This window comes from Niabella hirudinis, from assembly GCF_051201075.1.
Taxonomy (GTDB): domain Bacteria; phylum Bacteroidota; class Bacteroidia; order Chitinophagales; family Chitinophagaceae; genus Niabella; species Niabella hirudinis.
The window spans coordinates 375,483-397,645 of record NZ_JBPEHJ010000002.1 but is presented as its reverse complement, the minus strand read 5'-3'; the positions used below and the strand labels follow the sequence as shown (position 1 = coordinate 397,645).

Genomic DNA, 22,163 nt, shown 5'->3' with positions numbered 1-22,163 from the left:
CTTAGAATGTAATATTTAAGTTAATACCATAGGAACGTACGGTTTGCAGTTCTCCTTTTTCGATCCAGCTAATAGAAGCACTGCCCGACGAAAGCTCGGAAGGGTCCAGGCCTTTAGGAGCTTTTTGCCAGATCATTAAAGGATTCCGTGCAATTAGAGCCAGACGCAATGCCTTTACCGGTGTTTTCCCCAGTATTTTTTTGCTGAAGTTGTAGCCTAAACTTACTTCTCTTAATTTTATATAGGATGCATCATAGAGCCATTCGTCGTAGATGCGTGTGCCGATATTATTTCTGAAATAAGTTCTCGCATCTACATATGCGGTAACAGCTTCGCCTGTTTTTTGCGATATTCCGTCTATTTTGTATCCACCTCCATCTGCCAATGGATCTCTTACGTTCTTCCCTTTATCATTCATTGCGGCGGTAATGGCGGCCTGCCCTGATTTTACGGCGAGCATTTGCGACCAGCTAAAGAATTTTCCACCAGACTGGAAGTCGATCATTCCATTTAGATCAAATTGTTTAAACTGGAAGCTGTTCAAAAAGCCGCCTGTGAAATTGGGCACTACAGATCCAAAGTTCTTGTTGAGTTCCTGTACAGGCATATTGTTGTCATCCAGTAATATTTTGCCGGTGGCTGCGTCTTTTTTATAACCGGGCCCGGTTAAGGTTCCAAATGGTTGTTTGACATTTGAATACAGATAAATGGTTTGACTGGAATAGGTGTTTGCATCCAGTTGATAGGCGTTTACCCCCGGATACAGTTCGTCAACCATGCCTTTGTTTTTGGCAAAATTCAAAGAGGTGTTCCACTGGAAGTTTTCTGATTGAACCGGCGTACCCTTTAAAGATACCTCAACGCCCTTGTTGGAAATGCGCCCCGCATTGATGATTGCGTTGGTGAAGCCGGTAGCCGCTGAAATTTGCAGGGGCAGGATCTGGTTCTTATTGACCTGCTCATAGTAGGTTACATCCAGCCCGATGCGGTTCCTTAAAAACCGGAGCTCTGTACCTAATTCAAAAGAATTGGCATAGGCAGGCTTGATATCCTCATTTCTAAGCGTAAACGGGAGCCGCATCGTATTGATCGTTGTTGAAGGGGTGGCATAAATAGAGCCTGCGGTATAAATATCAAGAATCTGATAGGGGTCAAGATCAGAACCAGCGCTGGCATAGCTCGCCCTCAGTTTCCCAAAAGACAGGATGCGGGATTTTAATAGCTCACTAAAAACAAAACTACCGGATACCGATGGGTAGGTGTAAGAATTATTGTTTTTGGGAAGCGCAGATGAAATGTCGTTCCTTAATGTTCCATCTATGAACAGAAAATCTTTATAACCGGCAGAGACCATTCCATACACACTGCGTACACTCTTTTCTCGTAAACGCTGCGTTATCGATGGTCTGTTTACAGATGCTTCCAGGCTGTACCAGCCGGGACTTGATAAGCCACCCACCGTATAGCCAGACAAGTAAGAATACTGAGCATTGAACAGGTTGCCCCCCAGGTTTACATTTAACGAAAAGTCTTCCCATTTTTTGGCGTACTCTGCCAGCAATTCATAGTTGATTTCTCTGTTCTGATATTTGCCTTCGCTGTAACCGGGATCCAGCCGGCCGCCCACTGCAGTACGCTGTGAGAGTTTTTGGGCAAAAATATCACCCCTTACAAAGCCGCTTAGCCGCAGTTCGGGTGTGACCTGGTATTTTACGTTCACATCTCCAAACAAGCGGTCTCTCGAATCGGAATTAAGGTTTTCGTAAGCATCAAAATAAGGGTTGTTCCAGTCGCTTGGACGATTGTTGGTGATAACACCCGCCGTTGTATTTGGGTTTACGTTCCAGTTCAAAATGGTTCCGTCGGCATACTTGTAGTTTTTAAGACGATGAATATCGATGTTTCGCTGAAACCATTGGGTTGCCCCGGTAAATGATCCCTGGTAACCCTGAACCGGTCGCCGCGCCAGGTTGTTGGCATAATTGACATTTGTACCAACAGTTAGTTTGTCAGTGACATTCAACGCAGCGTTCAAGCTAAGATTGTTGCGTTTTAAGAACGTATTTGGATAAGTGCCTTTTACATAATTGTTGTTATAACTCAGCTTATAGGTGCTCCGGTCGCCACCGCCTGAAACCGATATGGTGTTATTGATATTATGCCCTGTTACAAAAAAATCTTTAATGTTATCGGGCTGCGGAAGAAAAGGTGTTGCCTTTCCATATTCCGGGTCCTGCTTGTAAAAGCTATAGTACATTCTTACAGGGGTACCATCCATTTTTGGTCCCCAGCTTTCGTCGTTGCCATTCACATAAAGTTCTCCACTGGGCAGCTTTAGAAATGTTTGATTGTTACCAACTCCATAAATGTTTTGCAGTGGCAGAAAGTTGCTCACTTTATCAACGGTATAAGCGGAGTTTAGACTAACCGTTGCTTTTTTAGAGCGGCCCCCTTTTTTTGTAGTGATCATAATAACCCCGTACTGACCACGAAGACCATAGAGCGCAGATGCTGCCGGGCCTTTTAATACACTTACATTCTCTACGTCTTCGGCGTTAATATCCTGGCCAATATTACCAAGATCGATGCCGTTTGAGTTATCCGAACTGAAATTGATATTTGAGATGGGCGTTCCGTCCACCACCAGTAAAGGAGATCCGGTACCGTTCAATGAATTTACACCCCTTAGTTTGATTTTTTGGGTGCCGCCCAGGTTTGCAGCGGAAGAACCAACGATCTGTGCACCGGCAACTTTTCCCGCCAGCGAGGCGATCAGGTTTGATTCTTTTGCTGTTGTAAGATTTTTGCCTTCCAGCTGTTGTGTGGAATATCCGAGCGATCGTTGTGCGCGGGTAACCCCTAATGCCGTAACCACTACTTCGTCCATTGTGGCTTTGTCATTTGGGAGCAGGGTGATGACAATGACGGTGTTATTGCCAATGGCCACCTTCTGCGGGGCATAGGTAACCGCAGAAATTTCCAGTTCAGCGTTATTCCCGATTATTTGCAGCGAGAAGCTTCCATCATCAGTTGATGCGGTAGCATTCCGGGTGCCTGTTTGCAGAATTGTAGCCCCGGGAACGGGTTCTCCGGATTCGTTTTTAACCGAGCCCCGGATCTGCCGTTGTTGCGCCCAAAGGAGGAGCGGGCAAAGCAGTAAAAATAACGCCACTATGCGCAATGCGATCGATCTCTTCATGCAAATTGGTTTTAATTTAAAAACTGACAGTTTGTTAAATATACGTTATTTTATAGCCAAAAATGCATAAAGTTGAGATAATTCGCAGAAAGCCGCAGATTTTTAGAACAACCTGGAAGTGTTTTTTTTTGACCTCAATGGCACGAAAGATCACAAGAATAAATGACATACGGCGGTACGTAAATCGGGTTTAATTGCTGGAAGCATGGACGAGCATTCCCAGGCCTTCATGCATCTTCGAGTCGCTGTGCCTTTGTGGCCACCAGAGGCTGCTTTTCTGATGGAACTTTGCCGCCCGGTGATAATGGTTTAACTTTGGACAATTAGTTATTATTATTTACTCAATAAAAAAAATAAAGAATCATGGCATTTACACTACCGGCCCTTCCTTATGCGTCCGATGCGCTGGAACCGCACATTGACAAACAAACAATGGAAATTCACCACGACAAGCATCACCAGGCTTATGTGGACAACTTAAATAAGGCAATTGATGGTACCGAACATGCAGATAAATCGCTGGAAGAACTGGTGAAAAACGCAGGCGCAATATCTCCTGCTGTACGCAATAACGGCGGCGGTCACTGGAACCACTCTTTCTTCTGGGAGATCCTGAGCGCGGATGGTGGCGCACCTTCGGGGAAACTGGCAGACGCGATCAATGAAACCTTTGGTTCCCTGGATGGACTGAAAGAAAAGATCAACACCGCTGGTGCTACCCGCTTCGGAAGCGGCTGGGCCTGGCTGATCGTAAAAGACGGCAAACTGGAAGTAACTTCCACGCCTAACCAGGATAATCCCCTGATGGATGTTGCCGACGTAAAAGGTACGCCCATCCTCGGTGTGGATGTTTGGGAGCATGCTTACTACCTGAAATATCAGAACAAACGTCCGGATTATCTGAAAGCATTCTGGAACGTAGTGAACTGGGCAAAAGTTGAAGCGCATTATAACGCAGCTATTTAAAAAAAAGCGCATTGCATATAAGCGACCGCCTCCGTTTCCGGGGGCGGTTTTTTTCGCTCAAATTGGCTATTGATACGGTGGCTTTCATCGTTTATTTTCGTATTGACAAGCGGTTGCTTCGCTTGGAGTAATCGTTATACTATCAAGACTCATCTTTAATCAGTTTGTTATGGCTACCCCATTCTCCGCCTATCACGGCGTCAACGCCGGTCAGCACCAGCAACATTTTAACCATCTTTCCAAACAGGGCTATCGCATGATCGCACTCAGTGTTTACGGAGGGGCGGGTGATCCCCGTTACGCCGCAGTATGGGTGAAACGGCCCGGTCCGGAGTATGTAGCTACCCATGGTATCAGTGCGGCACAGTATCAATCATTTTTTGATACCTGGTCCGGGAAGGGGTTTGTGCCTGCTTTGATAACGGCAACCGGCAGCGGGTCCAATGCTGTTTTCGCCGCCGTTTTTGAAAAACACAACTATCCTGCATGGGTGGCCCGTCATCATATTGATGAGGCTACTTTTAATAATGAAAATAAACAGGCGCGGAAAAATAATCTGCGTCTTAAATCCGTTACGGTTTATGGTTCCGGCTCCGGAAGAAGGTACGCGGGAGTATGGATCCCCAACCCCTCTTTTATTAAATGGCTGGTGTATCCCAATGTGCCGGCGGCCAATTACCAGGGCATGTTCAATGCAAATACAGAATTGCCCTATTATAAACCCGAAATAGTGGCGCTTTCCGAGGACGCTGTTTATTGTCCGGTATTTACCGATAGTATTGTGGGCCGCTGGGTGGCAAAGCATGGCCTTACGGCAGATGCTTATCAGGCGGCGTTTGACAAATACACAAAGGAGGGCCTGATGCCCATTTACGTGGATGGCGGCGGAACCGGTAGCGGCACAAGATATGCCTGCGTCTTTGCCGAAAGCGATGTTCCACAGAGTCGGAAATGGGCGGTTACCGGTACCCAAACAACAGCCACAAAAGCCCTGGACCAGGTGATGAAAACCTTTATGCAAAAACATGCCATCCGGTATGCGCAGCTTTGCTTGGGAAAGAACGGAAATGTTAAATACAACAGGGCTTTTACCTGGGCGGAGGCTAACTATAAAACAGCTCAGCCATCGGACCGCTTCCTGCTGGCCAGCTGCAGTAAAATGTTTCTTTGTGCGGCCATACAGGCGCTTTTTGATAGCAAGGACTTGGCGCCCGGTGACGTGGCGTATGCAAAACTGGGCTTCAGCAATCCTAAAGACACACGCAGTGATGATATCACCATTCAGCACCTGCTGGATCATAAGGGCGGCTTTGACGCAAAAGATTTTGATGCTACATACTCTATGCGTTTTATTGCAAAAGAGCAGGGACTGGCGGTGCCTGTTACCAAACACGACCTGGCAAAGTATATGTATAAAAAACGGGATTTGATAGATGATCCCGGAGCCAGGGATAACTACTCCAATTATGGATATGTGCTGTTATCATTAATCATTGAGAAGGTTACAGGAAAGGACTATTTCCAGTATCTGAAACAGCAGGTATTGGATAAGATCGGCGTTTCTGAAGTGAAGATCTGGAAAACAATGGCCAATCCCCGGCCAGCCGATGAGGTGGCTACCGAAAGCTGGGGACTGGGAGAAAGCGCCCTGGTGATCAATACCGCGGTACTGGTACCAAATGTATATGGTGGTGATGGCATGATTAAAGAAGTGGCAGCAGCCTCCTGCGGATTGGCATCATCGGCTCGTGCAATGGTGCAGTTTATCCATCAACGGGCGGTTTGGGGTACCGGCGGGCGCATGGCTAATTCCGCCAGATCGGGAGGCACGCCCGGGGCGTCTACCCTGGCCGTTTCGAGGGGTGATGGTATTGATTGGGCCTATACGCTTAATACCAGGGATTTTGTAAAACCACCCGAAGACCCGCTAAAAGAATTAGGTGATGCTATTAATGACTTCCTGGCGGCAAATGCCGGCACTATTTAATGAAAAGCCCGGGCGAACAGCCCGGGCCTTACTATTGTGGCGCTAAATTAAATCCCCCCAGGGTCCGCCTGCCAATACAGGCTTTCCTTCTTCACATTTGATATCTGAAGGAGGGTTTACAATTGAGTAATCTGAAATAGCGGCCCATTTTTATTGAATTCCTTTTTTAATTGCTACAGAGAGCATTCACTTCTCTTTCGCAACAACTAAAAGTATTTTGTCTTTCCGGGCATTGCAATGGGATAAAAGCCATCAGCATCCGGAACCACAGGCGGTGTGGCATTGAAGGAGTATTCTTTAGGCATGATGTCGATACCGGAATTCAGTGCTTTATCCCATTCGATCACCTGGCCGCTATAGGTAGCCATACGGCCAATAATTGCCGTAAGGGTACTTCTGGCGCCATATTCAGCATTGTTAAACTTATGCTCCCCTTTGGCAATGGCGGCAAATAGCTCATCGTGCTCGGTTTGATAAGGGTTCCGCTCATTCTTTTTGTCGAAGGCGTACAGTACTTTGCCGGAGCGATCTTTGATCGCGGCCTGGTCACAGTAAATAGATCCCTTTGTACCTACCAGCAGTTCATCTACCTTGCTCATCGTTCCGGGGATATGGCGGCACTGGCTGTTGAGGATAGAACCATCTGCATAGTGAAATTCTACATAGTGGTGATCATAGATCTCCCCGTATTGTTTACCGGTACGTACCTGGCGGCCACCCATGCCCTGTGCTTTAACCGGGTAGGCATTCTTAAACCAGTTCATTACATCTATATTGTGGATGTGCTGCTCATTGATATGGTCTCCGCAGAGCCAGTTGAAGTAGTACCAGTTACGCATCTGGTATTCCATTTCTGTTTGCTGGGGCTCTCTTTGTTTTACCCACACGCCCGAGTTGTTCCACCAAACCTGTCCGGAAATGATTTCGCCGATCATGTCTTTCCGATCAAACAGCGCCCGGTAAGAATCCTGGTAGCGGCGTTGCAGACCCACCACTACGTTCAGCTTTTTTTGTTTGGCGATTTCTGCAGCATCCAGTACTTTTTTAATGCCGGCAGGGTCGGTTGCCATGGGCTTTTCCGTAAAGATGTGTTTGTTTTGTTTTACCGCTTCTTCAAAATGAATAGGGCGGAATCCCGGAGGTGTGGTCAGGATCACCACGTCTGCCAGGGCCATCGCCTTTTTATAAGCATCAAATCCGGTAAACTTATTGGCTTCAGGTACGTCAATCTTACCTTTTAGCGAGGCCATGTCTTCGGAAGTGATTGTTTTATAGCATCCATCCAGGCGGTCCTTAAAGGCATCTGCCATAGCCACCAGTTTTACATTCTGTTTGGTAGACAAGGCTTGTGTTACGGCGCCGGTACCCCGGCCACCACAGCCAATCAGGGCAATTTTGATCTCTCCTTTAGCACCGGAAAAAAAGTTAACATTGCCCATTGCCGGAGCTGCAAGCAGGCCCCCGGCTATGAGAGAACCGTTTTTTACAAATTCTCTTCTTGTTGTTTTGTGATTCATGATATGGTATTTAATCGCTATAAATTATAAAATATACGTTGAGAAAAACTTTTCAATTTCTTCGGCACTGGGCTGTTTCACCGGGCGTACGATCCTGAAGCCCACAAAGGGCGCGTCCGCATTCCACCATTTGCTTTTTGGAATCTGCGGGTCGCGGCGGTTCCATATCGGATCGGATTCGGTACGGTTGGTACTGCGCAGGGAAGCGGCATCGTCCTTATAGTTGCCACCTCTTACGATGCGCGGGTTCCGGGATTGGGGCAGCCGGGCCGGGTTGGAGGCTGCCTTGCCCAGGGTTTTATAATAATCGGCCTGGTATTGGTCCAGTACCCATTCGGCCACGTTTCCGTAAATGTCATACAAACCCCATGGATTGGGTTTTTTCAGTCCAACCTTGTAATATTTGTCTTCGCTGTTTTTTGCATACCAGGCGTAGGCGTCCAGCTGTTTTGCATCGGAACCGAAGAAATAAGGGGTAGCAGAACCCGCGCGCGCTGCGTATTCCCATTCGGCTTCGGTAGGCAGGCGGTAAAACACGCCTGTTTTTGAATAAAGCCATTTGCAGTACATAACAGCGGCCCGCTGCTGCATACTGTTGGCCGGAAAACCGCCTTCTTTGCCCATGCCTAAAGTAAGGTCAATATAAGGTGGAGTTGGCCTTGTAACAGCATCTGCATCTACATTCTGTCCCAGGCTTTCATCGTTTTGAAAAAGGGCATACTCATCAAAAGTTACCTCATGAGAACCCATATAAAAAGCATCCAACTTTACGGTAACCTGGGGTTTTTCATCAGCATCCCCCGAGTTGCTTCCCATTTTAAAAGACCCGGCAGGAATGGGTACCATGGTGAATTTTACTGCAGAGCCGGGGATTTCCTGTTCATATTTTTGAAAGCCGCCATCTTTTTTTTCCTGAGCCATCACTATACCGGCCCCTGAGCAGAGCAATACTCCTATAATCAATTTTTTCATCGTTCCGAAGTTAGGTAAATTTTCAATTTGACAATTAAAAGGGCTCAAAATATCACAAAATGAAAATAATTACCAAATTATTTTTATAAATGGGAAAGTTTCCTATTTTTAGTTCGAAAAAAATTGCCACAATGAATCGAAGAAATTTCGTCAAAAACAATGTATTAACGATGAGCGCGCTTGGCCTGGGTACGGGCTTATGGGGACAACCTGTAAAAGAGCTAAAGGCCGACAAGACCTTTAATATGGACTATGCGCCGCATGATGGCATGTTTGCCGATAGCGCTGGAAGGGATTTTATCGATCAGATAAAATATATGTATGACAAGGGATTCCGTTCTATTGAAGACAATGGTATGCCCGGAAGAACCCCCGAAATGCAATCAAAGATCGGGGAAACGCTTGCCAAGCTGAATATGCGGATGGGCGTTTTTGTTGTGCCGAAAGGAGGCAACGGTGCCAACACCCTGGCTGCAAATAAAAAAGAACATCTTGATATTTTTCTGGATGGCTGCCGGAAATCGGTGGAAATTGCCAAACGGTGCAATGCCAAATGGGTAACCGTTGTTCCGGGCGATTTTCAGCGTAACCTTCCCGTAGAAGTGCAAACCGGTAATGTAATTGATGCATTGCGAAGGGGAGCGGAGATCTTTGAGCCCCACGGGATCGTAATGGTGCTGGAACCACTCAGCGATTCGCCGGACCTGTTCCTGCGCACTTCGGCCCAAACTTATGAAATCTGCCGGGGCGTAAACAGCCCTTCCTGTAAGATCCTGTATGATATTTACCACATGCAGAAGAATGAAGGGAATCTTATTAAAAATATGGAGCTTACCTGGAGTGAGATTGCTTATATCCAGATTGGCGATAATCCTGGAAGGCAGGAGCCCACAACAGGCGAGATCAATTATAAGAATGTATTTAAATGGCTTAATAAAAAAGGATATAAAGGCATTTTGGGAATGGAGCATGGTGTTTCGCAACCGGGAAAGGCAGGCGAAGAGCGGCTGATTGCGGCATACAGAGAGAGCGATGCGTTTATGTAGTATTTTTTCTGTTGAGTAGAACAATTTTAAGGCGGGGACTGTATTTCAGTTCCCGTTTTTTTATTTTACCGGCTCTCTTAAGATCGTTTTCAGTTTTTCCGGTTTTGTTTTTCTAAAATCGGATAAATAGATCTCATGATGCACCCCGTTCCGGGAGAGATTTCGCTCATTCAAAAAAGCGCTGATCTTCTCCAGCGATTCCGGTTCTGCGGCAAAAGGCCCCTTGTGCAGCAGCTGCACACAAAGACCTTCCTCCATATTGAATAGTTCGACAAACTGAACATCGAAGAGCTGTTTTTTTAAAAGCACCGCAGTCTGGCTTTCCTGTACGTCCTTTTTGGTGATAAAGTCGGGTAGCCGGATCAGGAGCCGGTACTCCCATTCACTCCGGGGCACGAGCTGTGATGCTTCCGCCGCCGATTGCACCGGGAACCGGCTTTCGTTAAACCACCAGAGCCCTTCCAGTTTTGAAACTACAAAATCCCGGTTGCGGGCCTTGCCGGCAAACTTGAGCGTATATGCAGTGCTGTACAAGGCTTCAATATGTTTTTTAAATTGCCCGCCGGATGGATCGCCCTTGCCGGTAATGGACAGGAACTGCGCGGCTTCGATGGTTACCAGCGCGGGTTCCGGCTTTGCGGTGTAATAGTGCCGGTATTGCTTTGTAAGATCCGGTTTCTCCATGATTCATGTTTTAGTGATACAAAGAAAATACCGGGTCGTGACAGCTATATGTCAGCAGAAATAAAGGCAATTAAAAAAGGCCCCGCCCATTTTAAACGGGACGTGACCTTTTGCGTTGTTATACGAGAATGATGTGTTTAAATAAACCGTTGCGTCATGGCACTTTGCGTGAAATAAGGTCCGTTTATTCTTTGTTTTTTGAAAGACCTACCCGGTACAGTACAAAGGCCATGGTGGCAAAGGCCAGTGTGCCCAATATATAATAACCGCCGTCTCCGAGTGCGGAGCTGAGTCCATGTTCTGCATTTACCGCTTTTAAGGCGGCAGCGGGTCCATCAAAGCCGGAAAGAATGGCGATGACCACCCCGGCCACCGCACCACCGGCTACAAGGCCGGTAGCAAAAAGATTGCCGCGTCCTAATTCCTCTTCTTCGGGATTTGCTGCTTTCCCGGCTTTCCTATCCACGGCCCCGCGGATCAATCCGCCGATGAAAATGGGCAATGTGGTAGATAACGGCAGGTAGGCTCCTACGGCAAAGCTTAGTGATTTTACACCGCAAAGCTCCAGTACAATGGAAATAAACACCCCTACCAATACAAATTGCCAGTCGAGGTTAAAGGAAAGAATCCCTCTCGCCAGTGTGGCCATCAGCGTACCCTGTGGAGCAGGATAGTACTCAGAACCGATCGCATGTTGCGTTACACCCTTTGCTACCATATCTGCAGTTGGTTTGTCGAGGAAGTTCACGGTAAGACCAATGACGATCGAAGACACGATCACTCCCACAAACAAAGCCAGCTGCTGGTATTTGGGTGTGGCACCCACAATATAGCCGGTCTTCAGATCCTGTGATGTAGCACCGGCATTGGCGGCGGCAATACAGATCAGTCCGCCTACTACCAGGGCCATGGGTTCATAGGCTTTTCCGCTCCAGCCTACGGCAATAAAGATGAGGCAGGTACCCATCAGGGTGGCGATGGTCATACCGCTGATAGGGTTATTTGAAGATCCGATAAGGCCCACAATACGGGATGACACCGTTACAAAAAAGGCGCCGAAGATCACCACCAGGATACCGATCAGCAGTTTTTGCAGAATGGTATTACCGGGTATCTGGGGCAGGAGGGCTATCAGGATTACGAGTCCAAGGCTTCCCAAAGCAACCACTTTCATGCTCAGGTCGCGTTCGGTTCTTTTAACTGAAGTTACAGCGGCGGCGCCGCCTTTTATAGATCCAAGGCTTCCTTTAAAAGAGGAAATAATCGTTGGAATGGTTTTGATGAGTGTGATAAATCCCCCGGCTGCCACTGCACCGGCGCCAATTTGCCGGATATACGCATAGTAAATGGCCGATGAAAAATCTTCAAAAGTTTTGGCCACGGGGTCCCATCCGCCCTTGCCACCCGCTGTGCCGATATCGGCCAGGTACCCCAGCTTTACCAGCTGGCTTGCAATAAGGTCGGGGGCTACCACGGAAGATAACAATGGGATGAGCACCAGCCAGGCCAGCACGCCTCCTGCCACCAGCACCCCTGCAATCCGGGGGCCGATGATATAACCGACACCCAGGTACTCCGGGGTAATTTCCCCGCTGACTTTGGCAGATGGGAAAAATTTATTAGTCTGTTTGGTTACAAACGTAGGCGTTTCCGCAATTACATGAATGATCTTTTGTAATACCGCATACACAAAGGCAAAGCCGAGCCCCCAGAAAGCGGTCTTTGCAAAATTGCCCCCTTTTTCACCGGCCTTCAATACATCGGCGCAGGCCGTGCCTTCGGGGTAGGGCAGGGTTTTATGTTCGTTTACGATCAGCGACTTCCGGAGCGGGATCATCATCAGCGTACCCAGTATGCCACCTATAATGGCCAGGGTAAGGATCGTCATATAGTTAAAAAAATGGGCTCCGCTTCCATCGCTCAAAAACAGAAAGCCGGGGAGGGTAAACACGACTCCCGCAGCAATACTTTCACCAGCAGAGCCGGTGGTTTGTATGATGTTGTTTTCGAGGATAGTGGTCTTTAAAAATTTACGCCCCAGCGTGATGGCAATGACCGCAATGGGAATGGAGGCCGATACGGTAAGCCCGGCCTTTAATGCCAGGTAAACGGTGGCCGCACCAAAAATGATTCCGAAGGCAGCGCCTGTGAGCACCGACTTTAGTGTAAACTCCGCCATGCGCGTGTCATCCGGCACAAAGGGCTTAAATGAAGATTTTGTTTCTTGCATAGATATACTTAAAAAAATGATTGCGGATCTGTTCCTGTTGCTTTTGCAGCGGTGTTTGTTTTTATACCACCCCTTTTTCCTTCATCACGCGGTTCAGCCATTTTAAAATGGCGAAGAGGAACAATGCCGCACCAAAAAGCAATACGAAATTCAACCAAAAATAGCTTTCTTTATTGGTATACTCATCCCATTTGCTGGAAAGAATACCGCTGAGCTTATTGCCGATGGAGATGGCCAGAAACCATCCGCCCATCATGAGAGAAGTTATACGCACCGGGCTTAATTTAGATACCAGCGACAATCCCATCGGGCTCAAAAACAGTTCTCCGATCGTAATGATACCATAGCTACCCACCAGCCACCAGATGCTTACTTTTTCGGCGCCATTGTTGCCGGCTTTTACGGCAAAGATCATTACCAATACCGAGATGGCCGAAACCAACAGGCCCAGCGCTATTTTGGAAGGGGTGGAGGGCTCTTTTCCTTTCCGGCGAAGCCAGGTAAAAAAGGCTACCAGCAAGGGGGTAAGTACGATGACCCAGAATGGGTTGATGGACTGTGAGAGGGAAGGGGCCCAGGCCTTCACCTGGTCGCCCTCTTCAAGCGGGGTTTCCGCCATATTCATGTTTTTAAAATAAGCCGGATAATCCAGTCCTTTTACATCCTTCCCGTTCTCTTTTATTTTTCGGAACTGATTGTCGAGCAGGGTAACCGAATCCTTTTTATAGGGTATGGTTTCGGTAAGCTTCAACGAACTCAGGATTTTGCCCTGGGTGCCTTCCACATGCCGCTCTGTATACCGGCTGGCCCAGGTATTGAGTGCAGAACCATTCTGTTTGAAGATGGCCCAGAATAAGACGACTACAGCAAAGATCGAAAGCAGCGCCGCCATCGGACGCCGTTCTTCTTTCGGGCTCCGGAGCAGGAGAGCAACAAAGAAGACAGCAACAGGGAAGCAGGCAAAGATGAATGCATCCGTGCTGCTGCTGTCAAAAATAGCCCCATCGGCGCCCTTTATCAGGTAACCGATCGCTCCAAAAACCAGGGCAGGCAGCACCACCAGTCCGAATATTCTGGTCATAGACATATCGCCTTCTTTCAGGGGCTTCCGGGTATCGAATGCTTTATAGTGCCGCCTGCCGGTCACGAAGATGATCACGCCGAGGAACATGCCCACACCGGCGGCAATAAAGGCGGCGCCCCATCCGATGGTGGTATACAATGCAGCCCCGAAAAAATTACAGATAAAGGCGCCGATATTGATCCCCATATAAAAAATATTGTATCCTTCATCCTTTTTATCCTGGTATTGGGGGGTGGAATATACATTGCCCAGCAGGGTGGAGATATTTGGTTTGAAGAACCCGTTGCCGATAATGATCAATGTCATGGCCAGGTACAACATGGGTACGGAGCGTACGCTCATCAGGCAATAGCCCACACCCATCAGCAGTCCGCCAATGATGATGGCATTGCCGTAACCCATTTTACGGTCGGCCAGTAATCCTCCCAGAAAAGGGGTAAAATAGATCAGCGCAATAAAGGTACCATAAAGGGAGGCGGATTCTTTTTCATCCATGCCAAAGCCACCAGCGGCGTCTTTCAGATAAAACGTAAAAATACCCAATAACAGATAGAAGCCAAAGCGCTCCCACATCTCACTAAAAAATAAAAAAGGCAACGCCCGGGGATGTCTTTTCCACATGACCAATTTGTTTCAGGGGCGAAAGATAACAAATGATCGTTTATAAAATGAAAAAAACACGCAGCAAAGGACTGCGTGTCTTCAAGACGGGGTATTCAATGGCGGGTCAGACGGAACCCGTCCGTTCTTTTACGATCGCATTTAATGATTTGATCCGGGCAAAAATCCAGATACCACCGATGAAGGCAGCAACTGCGATGATCAGGAAGAAAATCTTCTTATCAGAAAAATGATCCCACTGGCTGGCCATTACACCGGCCACTTTTCCGCCCAGCGAGGTTGAAAGGAACCAGCCGCCCATCATCAGCGCGGTAAGCCGGGGAGGAGAGAGTTTGGATACAAAGGACAGGCCGATGGGGCTCAATAAGATCTCACTGATAGTAAATACAAAATAGGTAATAAATAGCCAGTAGGCTGCCGTTTTATGGGTGTAAACCGAGGGTACAGACATTACCGCAAATACCATGGCCAGGGCCGAAAGCCCTGAAATGAACAGGGCCAGGCCAAATTTTGCCGAAGTGCCGGGCTCCTTACGCCGCTTGCGGAGCCACACCAGTAATCCAACCAATATTGGAGTCAGCACCACAATAAAGAACGGGTTGATCGATTGGAACAATTCGGTATTGGCAAGGTGTTCGGTTTTACCCTGTGGCCATTCGGACGGGGGTACATTATTATAATAGGGATCCGGTCCCTGCATCTGTACGATCCTTGTGGCAGAATCTACCAGGTTGCCGTTGGCGAGTAACAGGTCCTTGCCTTTTACGGCCTGGATCGCCGAACTGGTATCCGTTACTGGAATTAAACGGGCATCCACTTTATCTGTTTGGCGCAGGCTATCCGTTACCTTTTCAAGAAAACCCAGTTTTCCGGCGATTTGTTCTGTAGCGCCGCTTACTTTACGGTCGGTATAGGTTTGTGCCCAGATGGTAAGACCGGTGGAGTTCTGATTATAGATGGTCCAGAAAATAATGGAGATGGCAAAGATAAACAGCAAAGCCCCGATCGACCGCTTATCGGATCCTGCTGCTTTGCGCCAGATATTTATATAAAAGAGGATTACGGGCACACAGGCAAACATAAAGGCATCGTTGGTATCAGAACCAAACAGGTTCCCGGGAATGATCCAGCCAATGATCGCTGCTATGATTGCGGGTAAAAATACATAAAGCATGATCCTGGACATGGGCATGTCTTCTTTTTGCAGGGGTTTTTTGATATCGCCCTCTCTTACATGCTTTAATTGTGTGGCCAGCCAGATCAATCCCAGTATCAATCCTACCCCTGCGGCTGCAAAAGCATAACCCCAGCCATAAGTATTGCGTAAATAAGCCGCCGCAAAATTGCAGAAAAGGGCGCCGATGTTCACGCCCATATAGAAAATATTGTACGCATTATCCTTTAAAGGCTTCAGTTCCTCCCGGTTATAAATATTACCAAGGATCGTGGAAATATTGGGTTTAAAGAAGCCGTTGCCGATACAGATCAGCCCCAGTGAAACAAACATGGCCGTATCGCCGGGTATTGCCAGCCCGATATAGCCGGCTGCCAGCAGGATGCCCCCTAAAAAAATAGACCGGATGTAACCAAGATACCGGTCGGCCAGCAGACCTCCTATAAAGGGGGTCAAATACACCAAAGCAATAAAGGTACCCACAATATCGGCGCCTGTTTTATTATCAAATCCCTTTCCACCTGTTTTATTATCGGTAAGATAAAGGAACAAAATTCCAACCATCAAATAGTATCCGAAACGTTCCCACATTTCGGTAATAAACAACACAAACAGCGAGCGGTGATGTTTTGCTTTGGCAGGTACTTGAGTCATATATTCTATTTAAAAATTACCGGCCAAAGTACAGAAAAATCCGGAATCACCTTTTTTTTTCATTTTATAGCTATCTTGCCGTCCTTAATATTGATCAAAAGCAAAAAAATGAAAATACTGGTCTTAGGAAGCGGCGGGCGGGAACATGCTTTAGCCTGGAATATGCAGCAGCGGGGCAATCATGAATTGTTTATTGCTCCGGGAAATCCGGGAACGGCGGTGCTGGGAACCAATGTGAACCTGGGGATCAATGATTTTGCGGAGATTGGTATATTTTGCCGGGAAAAAGATATTGAAATGGTGGTGGTAGGTCCGGAAGAACCCCTGGTGAAAGGGATCCGGGATTTTTTCCTGGAGGATGAAGCACTGAAAACCATACCGCTGATCGGACCATCGCAGTTTGGCGCGCAGCTGGAAGGCAGCAAGGCTTTTGCAAAGGCATTTATGGAACGGCACCAGATTCCCACGGCTGCTTATAGAGAGTTTACCGAAGCAAATTTTGAAGAAGGCGTCCGGTACCTGCAGGTGCATGCATTGCCGGTGGTTTTAAAAGCCGATGGATTGGCGGCGGGCAAAGGAGTGGTGATCTGTCAGACCAATGAGCAAGCCGTGGCGGAGTTTGAAGCGATGATCCAGGAGGCAAAATTTGGTGAGGCCAGCCGTAAAGTGGTGGTGGAGGAATTTTTATCAGGGATAGAAATGAGTGTGTTTTTGGTTACGGACGGAAAGGAATACGTAATGCTGCCGCAGGCAAAAGATTATAAACGTATTGGTGAGAAAGATTCCGGTTTGAATACGGGCGGTATGGGGGCGGTAAGCCCGGTGCCTTTTGCGGATATGGCTTTTATGCAAAAAGTAACGGACCGGGTCATTAAACCTACCATTGATGGACTGGCGGAAGAAAAGATCGATTATACCGGTTTTGTATTTATAGGATTGATCAAAGTTGGCGATGACCCTTTTGTGATCGAATACAATTGCCGCATGGGCGATCCCGAAACTGAAGTAGTGATGCCCCGGTTGAAAAATGATATTGCCGCCGTATGTAAAGCAGCTGCGGAACACCGGCTGGCCGAAATTACGATCGAGGAAGATCCGCGTACCGCGGTAACCGTAATGGCGGTGAGCGGGGGCTATCCGGGCGACTATGATAAAGGATTTAAAATAACCGGACTGGAGCAACCATTGAGCGATGCCATCCTGTTTCAGGCGGGAACAAGGGAGGTAGATGGGCAGGTGGTAACCAGCGGCGGACGGGTGCTTTGTGCAACAGCATTTGGCGCCACGGTTACGGAAGCCGTTAGCCGGTCAAAATCCATTCTTGATCAGGTGCATTTTGATGGTATGTACTATCGAAGAGATATTGGGTATGAGTTTATGTAATGCAGTAGAGACGAGGGATACGGAGAATTTTGACGTAAATTAGAAAATATTACAACCATGAAAATTTAAAATATGATTTTAAATTTTCATGGTTTATATTTTGGGTAATTCCTGCTCCAGGAAATGTTTTAAACCGCAGTGAATGCTGTTCTCCTTGCCAGGATAGGCCTCTCCATAAGGCGCAATAATAAAACTTTTTGCGGGGTTTAGTGTATCAATGCTTTCATAAAAACCGCGTGAGGGCTGTGCGCTGGCACTTACTTTGATTTCGATAGCTGCGTGTGGCTTGTTTTTTTTCACCAGTAGCAGATCCAGCTCGGCCCCATTATGTGTACGATAAAAAAACGGGGTAAGAGCTGGCGGAAGCAGTTGTATGATTTGTTCAATAACATATCCTTCCCAGGAAGTGCCAATCAATAGATTCCCTCTGAGTTCATCCATGGTATTGATTTGTGCCAGCCGGTGCAGGAGCCCGCTGTCACGGATATACACTTTGGGAGATTTTACCAGCCGTTTATTTACGTTGGCGAACCAGGGCTGCAATTTTCTTACAAGATAAGCACCTTCCAGGTAATCAAGATAGCGATTGATCGTGGGATTGGTTACCCCCAATGCACGGGCAAAGCTTTCCGCATTCAATATCCCCCCGTTATTGTATGCCAGCATTTGCCAAAAATTACGTACCAGCGTTGTACTTAGCGTAACATGAAAAAATTGATTCAGGTCGCGTTCTATATAGCTTTTTATAAAGTGATCCAGCCAGCTGCGGGATTGGACCTCGGTTTTGGCCGTTAAAGCACCCGGAAAGCCGCCCCGGAACCAATGACGCTGCAAGGAGATGCTGGCAGGCAGTTCCGAAAACCCGATGGGTGGTAATTCCGTATAGGCAATGCGGCCGGCCAGCGATTCTGATACACCCTTAATTAAGGCTGGAGAGGCAGATCCGGTGAGCAGGTAACGACCGGCTTTTCGTTTTTCATCGATAAGCGGCCGCAGGATGCTAAAGAGTGCCGGCAGGTACTGAATTTCATCCAGCACTACCAGTTTTTTGTTATGGAACCGGAGATAGGTTTCTGCATCGCTCAACTTTAATTGGTCAGAAGGTTTTTCTATATCCAGGTAGATGCATTCCTTACCGGTATGCCGGGCAATCAGTTTGGCTAGTGTGGTTTTGCCTACCTGCCGGGGTCCTAAGATGGCTACAGCAGGAAACTGTTTGAGCAATCTTCTGATTTCTCCCCCCAGTTTTCTTTGAATCATATCACAAATATAACCATGAAAATCTAAAATTGTATTTTAAATTTTCATGGTTATTTATTTTATATAAATCCTGCTGTAAACGCCGTTTCAACTAAAAAGCAGTACTGCTGAAGCGGCGAATGCTTTGCCAGGTGGCATAGAGTGCTGCGGTCAGGAAAGCGGTTGACGGCTCAAAAGGACTCCCGGAGCAAATCCGTTTTGGCGGAATGTATTACCGCCCTGATGCCGGGGATGAGTTTATATAGGACCTGCAGGATTTTTGCTAAATTCATGGCATGAAAAACGGTAAGATTAATTGTTTAATGAACCTGTGGCTGCTGCTGTTACTGCTGGTCTTTGTAAAAAGCAGCAGCTCCCAGGAACTGACGGATAAGGCAGCCCTATTAAAGGATGTCGGTACATTTTATTTGTACGCAGATACTGTTCCCGCAATTGTAACTTACCCGATAGGATATGATGCCCAGGTGGTTGCTTCAGGAAATATAGCTCAAGGCACAGATCCTCCCCTATACGCGCCGGTGATCATCACCGGCAGACTGGGAAAGGGAAAGATACTGGTTATTGGTAATGCCCATTTTCTTAGTAAAACGGTTGTAACCCGGCCGGATGTTCATCAATTCTGGAAGAATGTATTTCATTGGGCGCCTGGCCGGAGCATAGCCATTGGCTTTAGCGGAGAAAAACGGGAAGAATTAAACCGGATTGCCGGGCAGCAGCATTTGATCATCCGGCATATAACGGGAAACCGCATTCCTTCCGGAGCGAGAACCTTGTTCTTAAACGATATGCCGGAGACCCCGGGCGGTCTGGAAAAGATCAGTGATTTTGTAAAGAATGGGGGTACCCTGGTTTATCTTTCCTCGGCATGGGAGGCCCTTAAAAAAAGTGGTTATCATTTGGACAGCATTCCCGGCAACCGGTTACTGACAAGGGCGGGCCTGTTTCATTTTGGGGATATTGTTTCAGGCGCTCCCGAAGATACCCTGTATACCGGCCCGATACCGGATTACCTGAAACTGCAGAAGATCCTTCCGAATATCCGCAATTATCAGTACATCCCCTTGTTTTACGATAAAGGAACCGGCAGGATACCACTGAACATACTGAAACTTATTTACTGCTGGCGCGATTCAAGTGCCACAATCCGGAAGGACCTGGTACAATCCGTTTCGGGCCATGAGTTCGATAGTATCGGTTTTCCTGGCTTGAAACAGCCGTTATATACAGCCTATTGGCCCGATGTTTTTCGCCTTTTTCTACGGGTGGCAGATGATGAACGCAAGGCCGGGTTGGATCCGCACCACAGATCTGCGAATAACAAGGAGTTCCCGGGGATTGTTCCCAACCATGTGCCCCGGGTTACAGAGCGCATTGAAATAGTCTACTCCAACCGGTGGAGCGGATTGCCGGAGCCCGATACCAGTTTTAAACGATGGCACAGTACAGGATTGTATGTGGCACCGGGAGATCTTGTTACAGTGGTGCTGGACCGGCCGGGGGATACATCACGGCATATCGAAGCCCGGATCGGGATACATGAAGATGATGTTACCAATGCGGAAACCTATTTACGGAACCCGTTTGACCTGGTTAAAAGCTTCAATCTGGATAGGGATACAGTGCGTATTCACTCGCTGTACGGAGGGCTGCTGTATTTTAATATACCGGCAACAGACAGCGCCAATTCCTTTAAAGCAACCGTTACAGGAGCGGTGCATGCTCCTTATTTTCAATTGGGAAAGACCTCCAATAAGGAATGGATGACGCGGGTAAAAAATTATGAAGCGCCTTGGACGGAGCTGGCAAGTAATAAGATCATCCTCACTGTTCCCTCAGACAGCATTCGGAATCTTGAAGACCCGGAAAAGCTAATGCGATTCTGGGATGCGGTCATGGATGCTAATGCCGACCTGGCGCAGATTCCGAGGGAGCGCCGGCATCCGGAGCGGATTATCATTGACAACAACGTGGCGTACGGGTATATGTATACAACTGCATCAAAAATTGTAGCGCCCAACGACGGAAGTCTCTCCATGCTTTTGAATGAACGCTATCTGCGGGATTCCGGGTCTTGGGGGCATTTTCATGAAATCGGCCACCGGCACCAGTTCTTCGGGATCGATTTTGATGAGCTGGGAGAAGTGACCGTGAATTTGTATACACTTTACGCTTACAGAACGGTGCTAGGAAAAGACATCTATCAGTCCCGGGAAGGTGCCACAAGAGACAGTATTCGTAAACTGATAAGGAATTATATTCACAATCCCGATTATTCAAGATGGAGGAATGATCCGTTCCTGCAGCTTTATACCTTGTTTTATCCCATTATTGATGCCTATGGCTGGGATGCCATAAAACAGATGAACCGATCCGCCAGAAAGATCTATGAAGAAAAATACAAGGGCATCAATATAAGCTTTAAACGGGCTGCAGATAACAATGAAAGAAGAAATGCGTATTTCGTTTTGTTGTCAAAAGCTATCGGAAAAAATTTAAGCAGTTACTTTGACAAATTGAAAATACCGGTTTCTGATGATGCAAAGAAACAGGTTGCCAGCCTTCCCGTGTGGATGCCGGATCTGTTTAAATAGTACCGGGCAGCGGGCTACATATCCATAAAAAACTGCACCCAGGGCGAGGTAAGCCCAAAACCTTTAAGCAGCTTGGAGGAGGTGGCATTAAATTCCTTGTTATTAACGACCGTGTTTTTTCCTGGTTGGGGAAGTTTCCATTTATCAAAACTTGTATCAAAACCAGTAACGCTGGTGGCGAAAATAGAGATATGCTGATGGGGAATTGCTATGCCCAGGATCATACCGGGCAATCCATTATACGCTTCGGGCCCCCCTTTCATAAGAAGCTCATCTGTATAAAACGCCACCACATAAATAGAATCAAAAAATAACGCATTGGCCCGGTGGCACTGGTACCCCGCTATTTCCCGGGTTTCATCGGTTAACTTCCACCGGATCTTTTTTATGGAATCTTTGATAAGGAAGTTTTTATCAAAAATGACCTTTTCTGAAACAGACTCGCCCGATTGAAAATTGCTGTACACCGTATTTTTATAAGCTGCAGGGATCTGGAATGTTTGAGAGAACCCAATGTTCTTATTAACCGGTTCATACAGGCTATGATCCTTGTCAAACCATAGCTGAAAACTGTCTGTCCAGAACTGGGGTGAGTTCTGCCGGTATTTTTGCATAAAACCGGCTAACTGATCTTCGGGTACCTGTTTGGTTTCCTCCAGGAAAATTTTCATTGTAGCAAATGTGTTTACCTTACGCTCAAAAGTGATTTTGCCACTTTCCATAAACGCAGCGTGCTGTGCATAAATGGTTACAGCGCAACATGCTATTGTAACCAGCAGGAATATTTTTTTCATC

At 47.2% G+C, this 22,163-nt stretch carries 14 protein-coding genes; 5 read left to right on the top strand and 9 right to left on the bottom strand.

Features of this window, described 5'->3' with window-relative positions; translation table 11 throughout:
* Nucleotide 1 precedes the first annotated feature (1 nt).
* Nucleotides 2-3,199 carry a SusC/RagA family TonB-linked outer membrane protein gene (locus GGU45_RS05105; RefSeq protein WP_435222614.1) on the bottom strand — a complete coding sequence of 1,066 codons (3,198 nt, stop codon included), beginning with the start codon at nt 3,197-3,199 and terminating at the stop codon, nt 2-4.
* A 363-nt stretch (nt 3,200-3,562) separates the two neighbouring features.
* Here GGU45_RS05105 and GGU45_RS05100 point away from each other — a divergent pair, with 363 nt between their 5' ends.
* On the top strand, nt 3,563-4,165 hold the full coding sequence (locus GGU45_RS05100) for a superoxide dismutase (RefSeq protein WP_435222613.1): 603 nt from the start codon (nt 3,563-3,565) through the stop codon (nt 4,163-4,165).
* Nucleotides 4,166-4,334: 169 nt separating this feature from the next.
* Nucleotides 4,335-6,152: a serine hydrolase gene (locus GGU45_RS05095; protein ID WP_435222611.1), complete on the top strand. Its 1,818-nt coding sequence runs from the start codon at nt 4,335-4,337 to the stop codon at nt 6,150-6,152.
* A gap of 206 nt (nt 6,153-6,358) precedes the next feature.
* On the opposite strand, the gene GGU45_RS05090 is transcribed toward GGU45_RS05095, so the two are convergent.
* Entirely contained in the window at nt 6,359-7,669 is a 1,311-nt protein-coding gene (locus GGU45_RS05090; RefSeq protein ID WP_435222610.1) for a Gfo/Idh/MocA family protein, read from the bottom strand.
* A 24-nt stretch (nt 7,670-7,693) separates the two neighbouring features.
* Nucleotides 7,694-8,641, bottom strand: a complete 948-nt coding sequence (locus GGU45_RS05085) for a formylglycine-generating enzyme family protein (RefSeq protein ID WP_435222609.1) — start codon at nt 8,639-8,641, stop codon at nt 7,694-7,696.
* A 131-nt stretch (nt 8,642-8,772) separates the two neighbouring features.
* Here GGU45_RS05085 and GGU45_RS05080 point away from each other — a divergent pair, with 131 nt between their 5' ends.
* The gene (locus tag GGU45_RS05080; protein ID WP_435222607.1) at nt 8,773-9,687 is read left to right on the top strand and encodes a hydroxypyruvate isomerase family protein; all 915 of its coding nucleotides are present in this window, start codon (nt 8,773-8,775) and stop codon (nt 9,685-9,687) included.
* Between the two features lie 60 nt (nt 9,688-9,747).
* Here GGU45_RS05080 and GGU45_RS05075 read toward each other — a convergent pair whose 3' ends face one another.
* The 4 genes from GGU45_RS05075 to GGU45_RS05060 all read right to left on the bottom strand — a co-directional run bounded on the left by GGU45_RS05075 (nt 9,748) and on the right by GGU45_RS05060 (nt 16,134).
* Complete coding sequence (locus GGU45_RS05075; protein WP_435222606.1) at nt 9,748-10,371, bottom strand: GyrI-like domain-containing protein; 624 nt, start codon at nt 10,369-10,371, stop codon at nt 9,748-9,750.
* A 184-nt stretch (nt 10,372-10,555) separates the two neighbouring features.
* Nucleotides 10,556-12,601 (bottom strand): OPT family oligopeptide transporter, encoded by a 2,046-nt coding sequence (locus GGU45_RS05070; RefSeq protein ID WP_435222604.1) that lies wholly within the window; start codon nt 12,599-12,601, stop codon nt 10,556-10,558.
* A gap of 61 nt (nt 12,602-12,662) precedes the next feature.
* Nucleotides 12,663-14,306: a peptide MFS transporter gene (locus GGU45_RS05065; protein ID WP_435222602.1), complete on the bottom strand. Its 1,644-nt coding sequence runs from the start codon at nt 14,304-14,306 to the stop codon at nt 12,663-12,665.
* A gap of 106 nt (nt 14,307-14,412) precedes the next feature.
* Nucleotides 14,413-16,134 (bottom strand): peptide MFS transporter, encoded by a 1,722-nt coding sequence (locus tag GGU45_RS05060; RefSeq protein WP_435222600.1) that lies wholly within the window; start codon nt 16,132-16,134, stop codon nt 14,413-14,415.
* A gap of 108 nt (nt 16,135-16,242) precedes the next feature.
* Between GGU45_RS05060 and purD the strand changes: the two genes are divergently transcribed.
* Nucleotides 16,243-17,517, top strand: coding sequence for a phosphoribosylamine--glycine ligase (gene purD / locus GGU45_RS05055; protein ID WP_435222599.1), 1,275 nt, complete (start codon nt 16,243-16,245; stop codon nt 17,515-17,517).
* 93 nt (nt 17,518-17,610) lie between these two features.
* Here purD and GGU45_RS05050 read toward each other — a convergent pair whose 3' ends face one another.
* Entirely contained in the window at nt 17,611-18,777 is a 1,167-nt protein-coding gene (locus GGU45_RS05050; protein WP_435222597.1) for an ATP-binding protein, read from the bottom strand.
* Between the two features lie 275 nt (nt 18,778-19,052).
* Here GGU45_RS05050 and GGU45_RS05045 point away from each other — a divergent pair, with 275 nt between their 5' ends.
* Nucleotides 19,053-21,368, top strand: a complete 2,316-nt coding sequence (locus GGU45_RS05045) for a M60 family metallopeptidase (protein WP_435222596.1) — start codon at nt 19,053-19,055, stop codon at nt 21,366-21,368.
* Nucleotides 21,369-21,382: 14 nt separating this feature from the next.
* Here GGU45_RS05045 and GGU45_RS05040 read toward each other — a convergent pair whose 3' ends face one another.
* The gene (locus GGU45_RS05040) at nt 21,383-22,162 is read right to left on the bottom strand and encodes a GLPGLI family protein (protein WP_435222594.1); all 780 of its coding nucleotides are present in this window, start codon (nt 22,160-22,162) and stop codon (nt 21,383-21,385) included.
* Nucleotide 22,163 lies beyond the last annotated feature (1 nt).

What these genes read in the sequence shown, in the direction of transcription:
- GGU45_RS05080 (WP_435222607.1), top strand. Translation starts at nt 8,773, where the DNA reads ATGAATCGAAGAAATTTCGTCAAAAACAATGTATTAACGATGAGCGCG.
- GGU45_RS05105 (WP_435222614.1), bottom strand. Translation starts at nt 3,199, where the DNA reads ATGAAGAGATCGATCGCATTGCGCATAGTGGCGTTATTTTTACTGCTT.
- GGU45_RS05050 (WP_435222597.1), bottom strand. Translation starts at nt 18,777, where the DNA reads ATGATTCAAAGAAAACTGGGGGGAGAAATCAGAAGATTGCTCAAACAG.
- GGU45_RS05065 (WP_435222602.1), bottom strand. Translation starts at nt 14,306, where the DNA reads ATGTGGAAAAGACATCCCCGGGCGTTGCCTTTTTTATTTTTTAGTGAG.
- GGU45_RS05095 (WP_435222611.1), top strand. Translation starts at nt 4,335, where the DNA reads ATGGCTACCCCATTCTCCGCCTATCACGGCGTCAACGCCGGTCAGCAC.
- GGU45_RS05060 (WP_435222600.1), bottom strand. Translation starts at nt 16,134, where the DNA reads ATGACTCAAGTACCTGCCAAAGCAAAACATCACCGCTCGCTGTTTGTG.
- GGU45_RS05100 (WP_435222613.1), top strand. Translation starts at nt 3,563, where the DNA reads ATGGCATTTACACTACCGGCCCTTCCTTATGCGTCCGATGCGCTGGAA.
- purD (WP_435222599.1), top strand. Translation starts at nt 16,243, where the DNA reads ATGAAAATACTGGTCTTAGGAAGCGGCGGGCGGGAACATGCTTTAGCC.
- GGU45_RS05075 (WP_435222606.1), bottom strand. Translation starts at nt 10,371, where the DNA reads ATGGAGAAACCGGATCTTACAAAGCAATACCGGCACTATTACACCGCA.
- GGU45_RS05045 (WP_435222596.1), top strand. Translation starts at nt 19,053, where the DNA reads ATGAAAAACGGTAAGATTAATTGTTTAATGAACCTGTGGCTGCTGCTG.
- GGU45_RS05090 (WP_435222610.1), bottom strand. Translation starts at nt 7,669, where the DNA reads ATGAATCACAAAACAACAAGAAGAGAATTTGTAAAAAACGGTTCTCTC.
- GGU45_RS05070 (WP_435222604.1), bottom strand. Translation starts at nt 12,601, where the DNA reads ATGCAAGAAACAAAATCTTCATTTAAGCCCTTTGTGCCGGATGACACG.
- GGU45_RS05085 (WP_435222609.1), bottom strand. Translation starts at nt 8,641, where the DNA reads ATGAAAAAATTGATTATAGGAGTATTGCTCTGCTCAGGGGCCGGTATA.
- GGU45_RS05040 (WP_435222594.1), bottom strand. Translation starts at nt 22,162, where the DNA reads ATGAAAAAAATATTCCTGCTGGTTACAATAGCATGTTGCGCTGTAACC.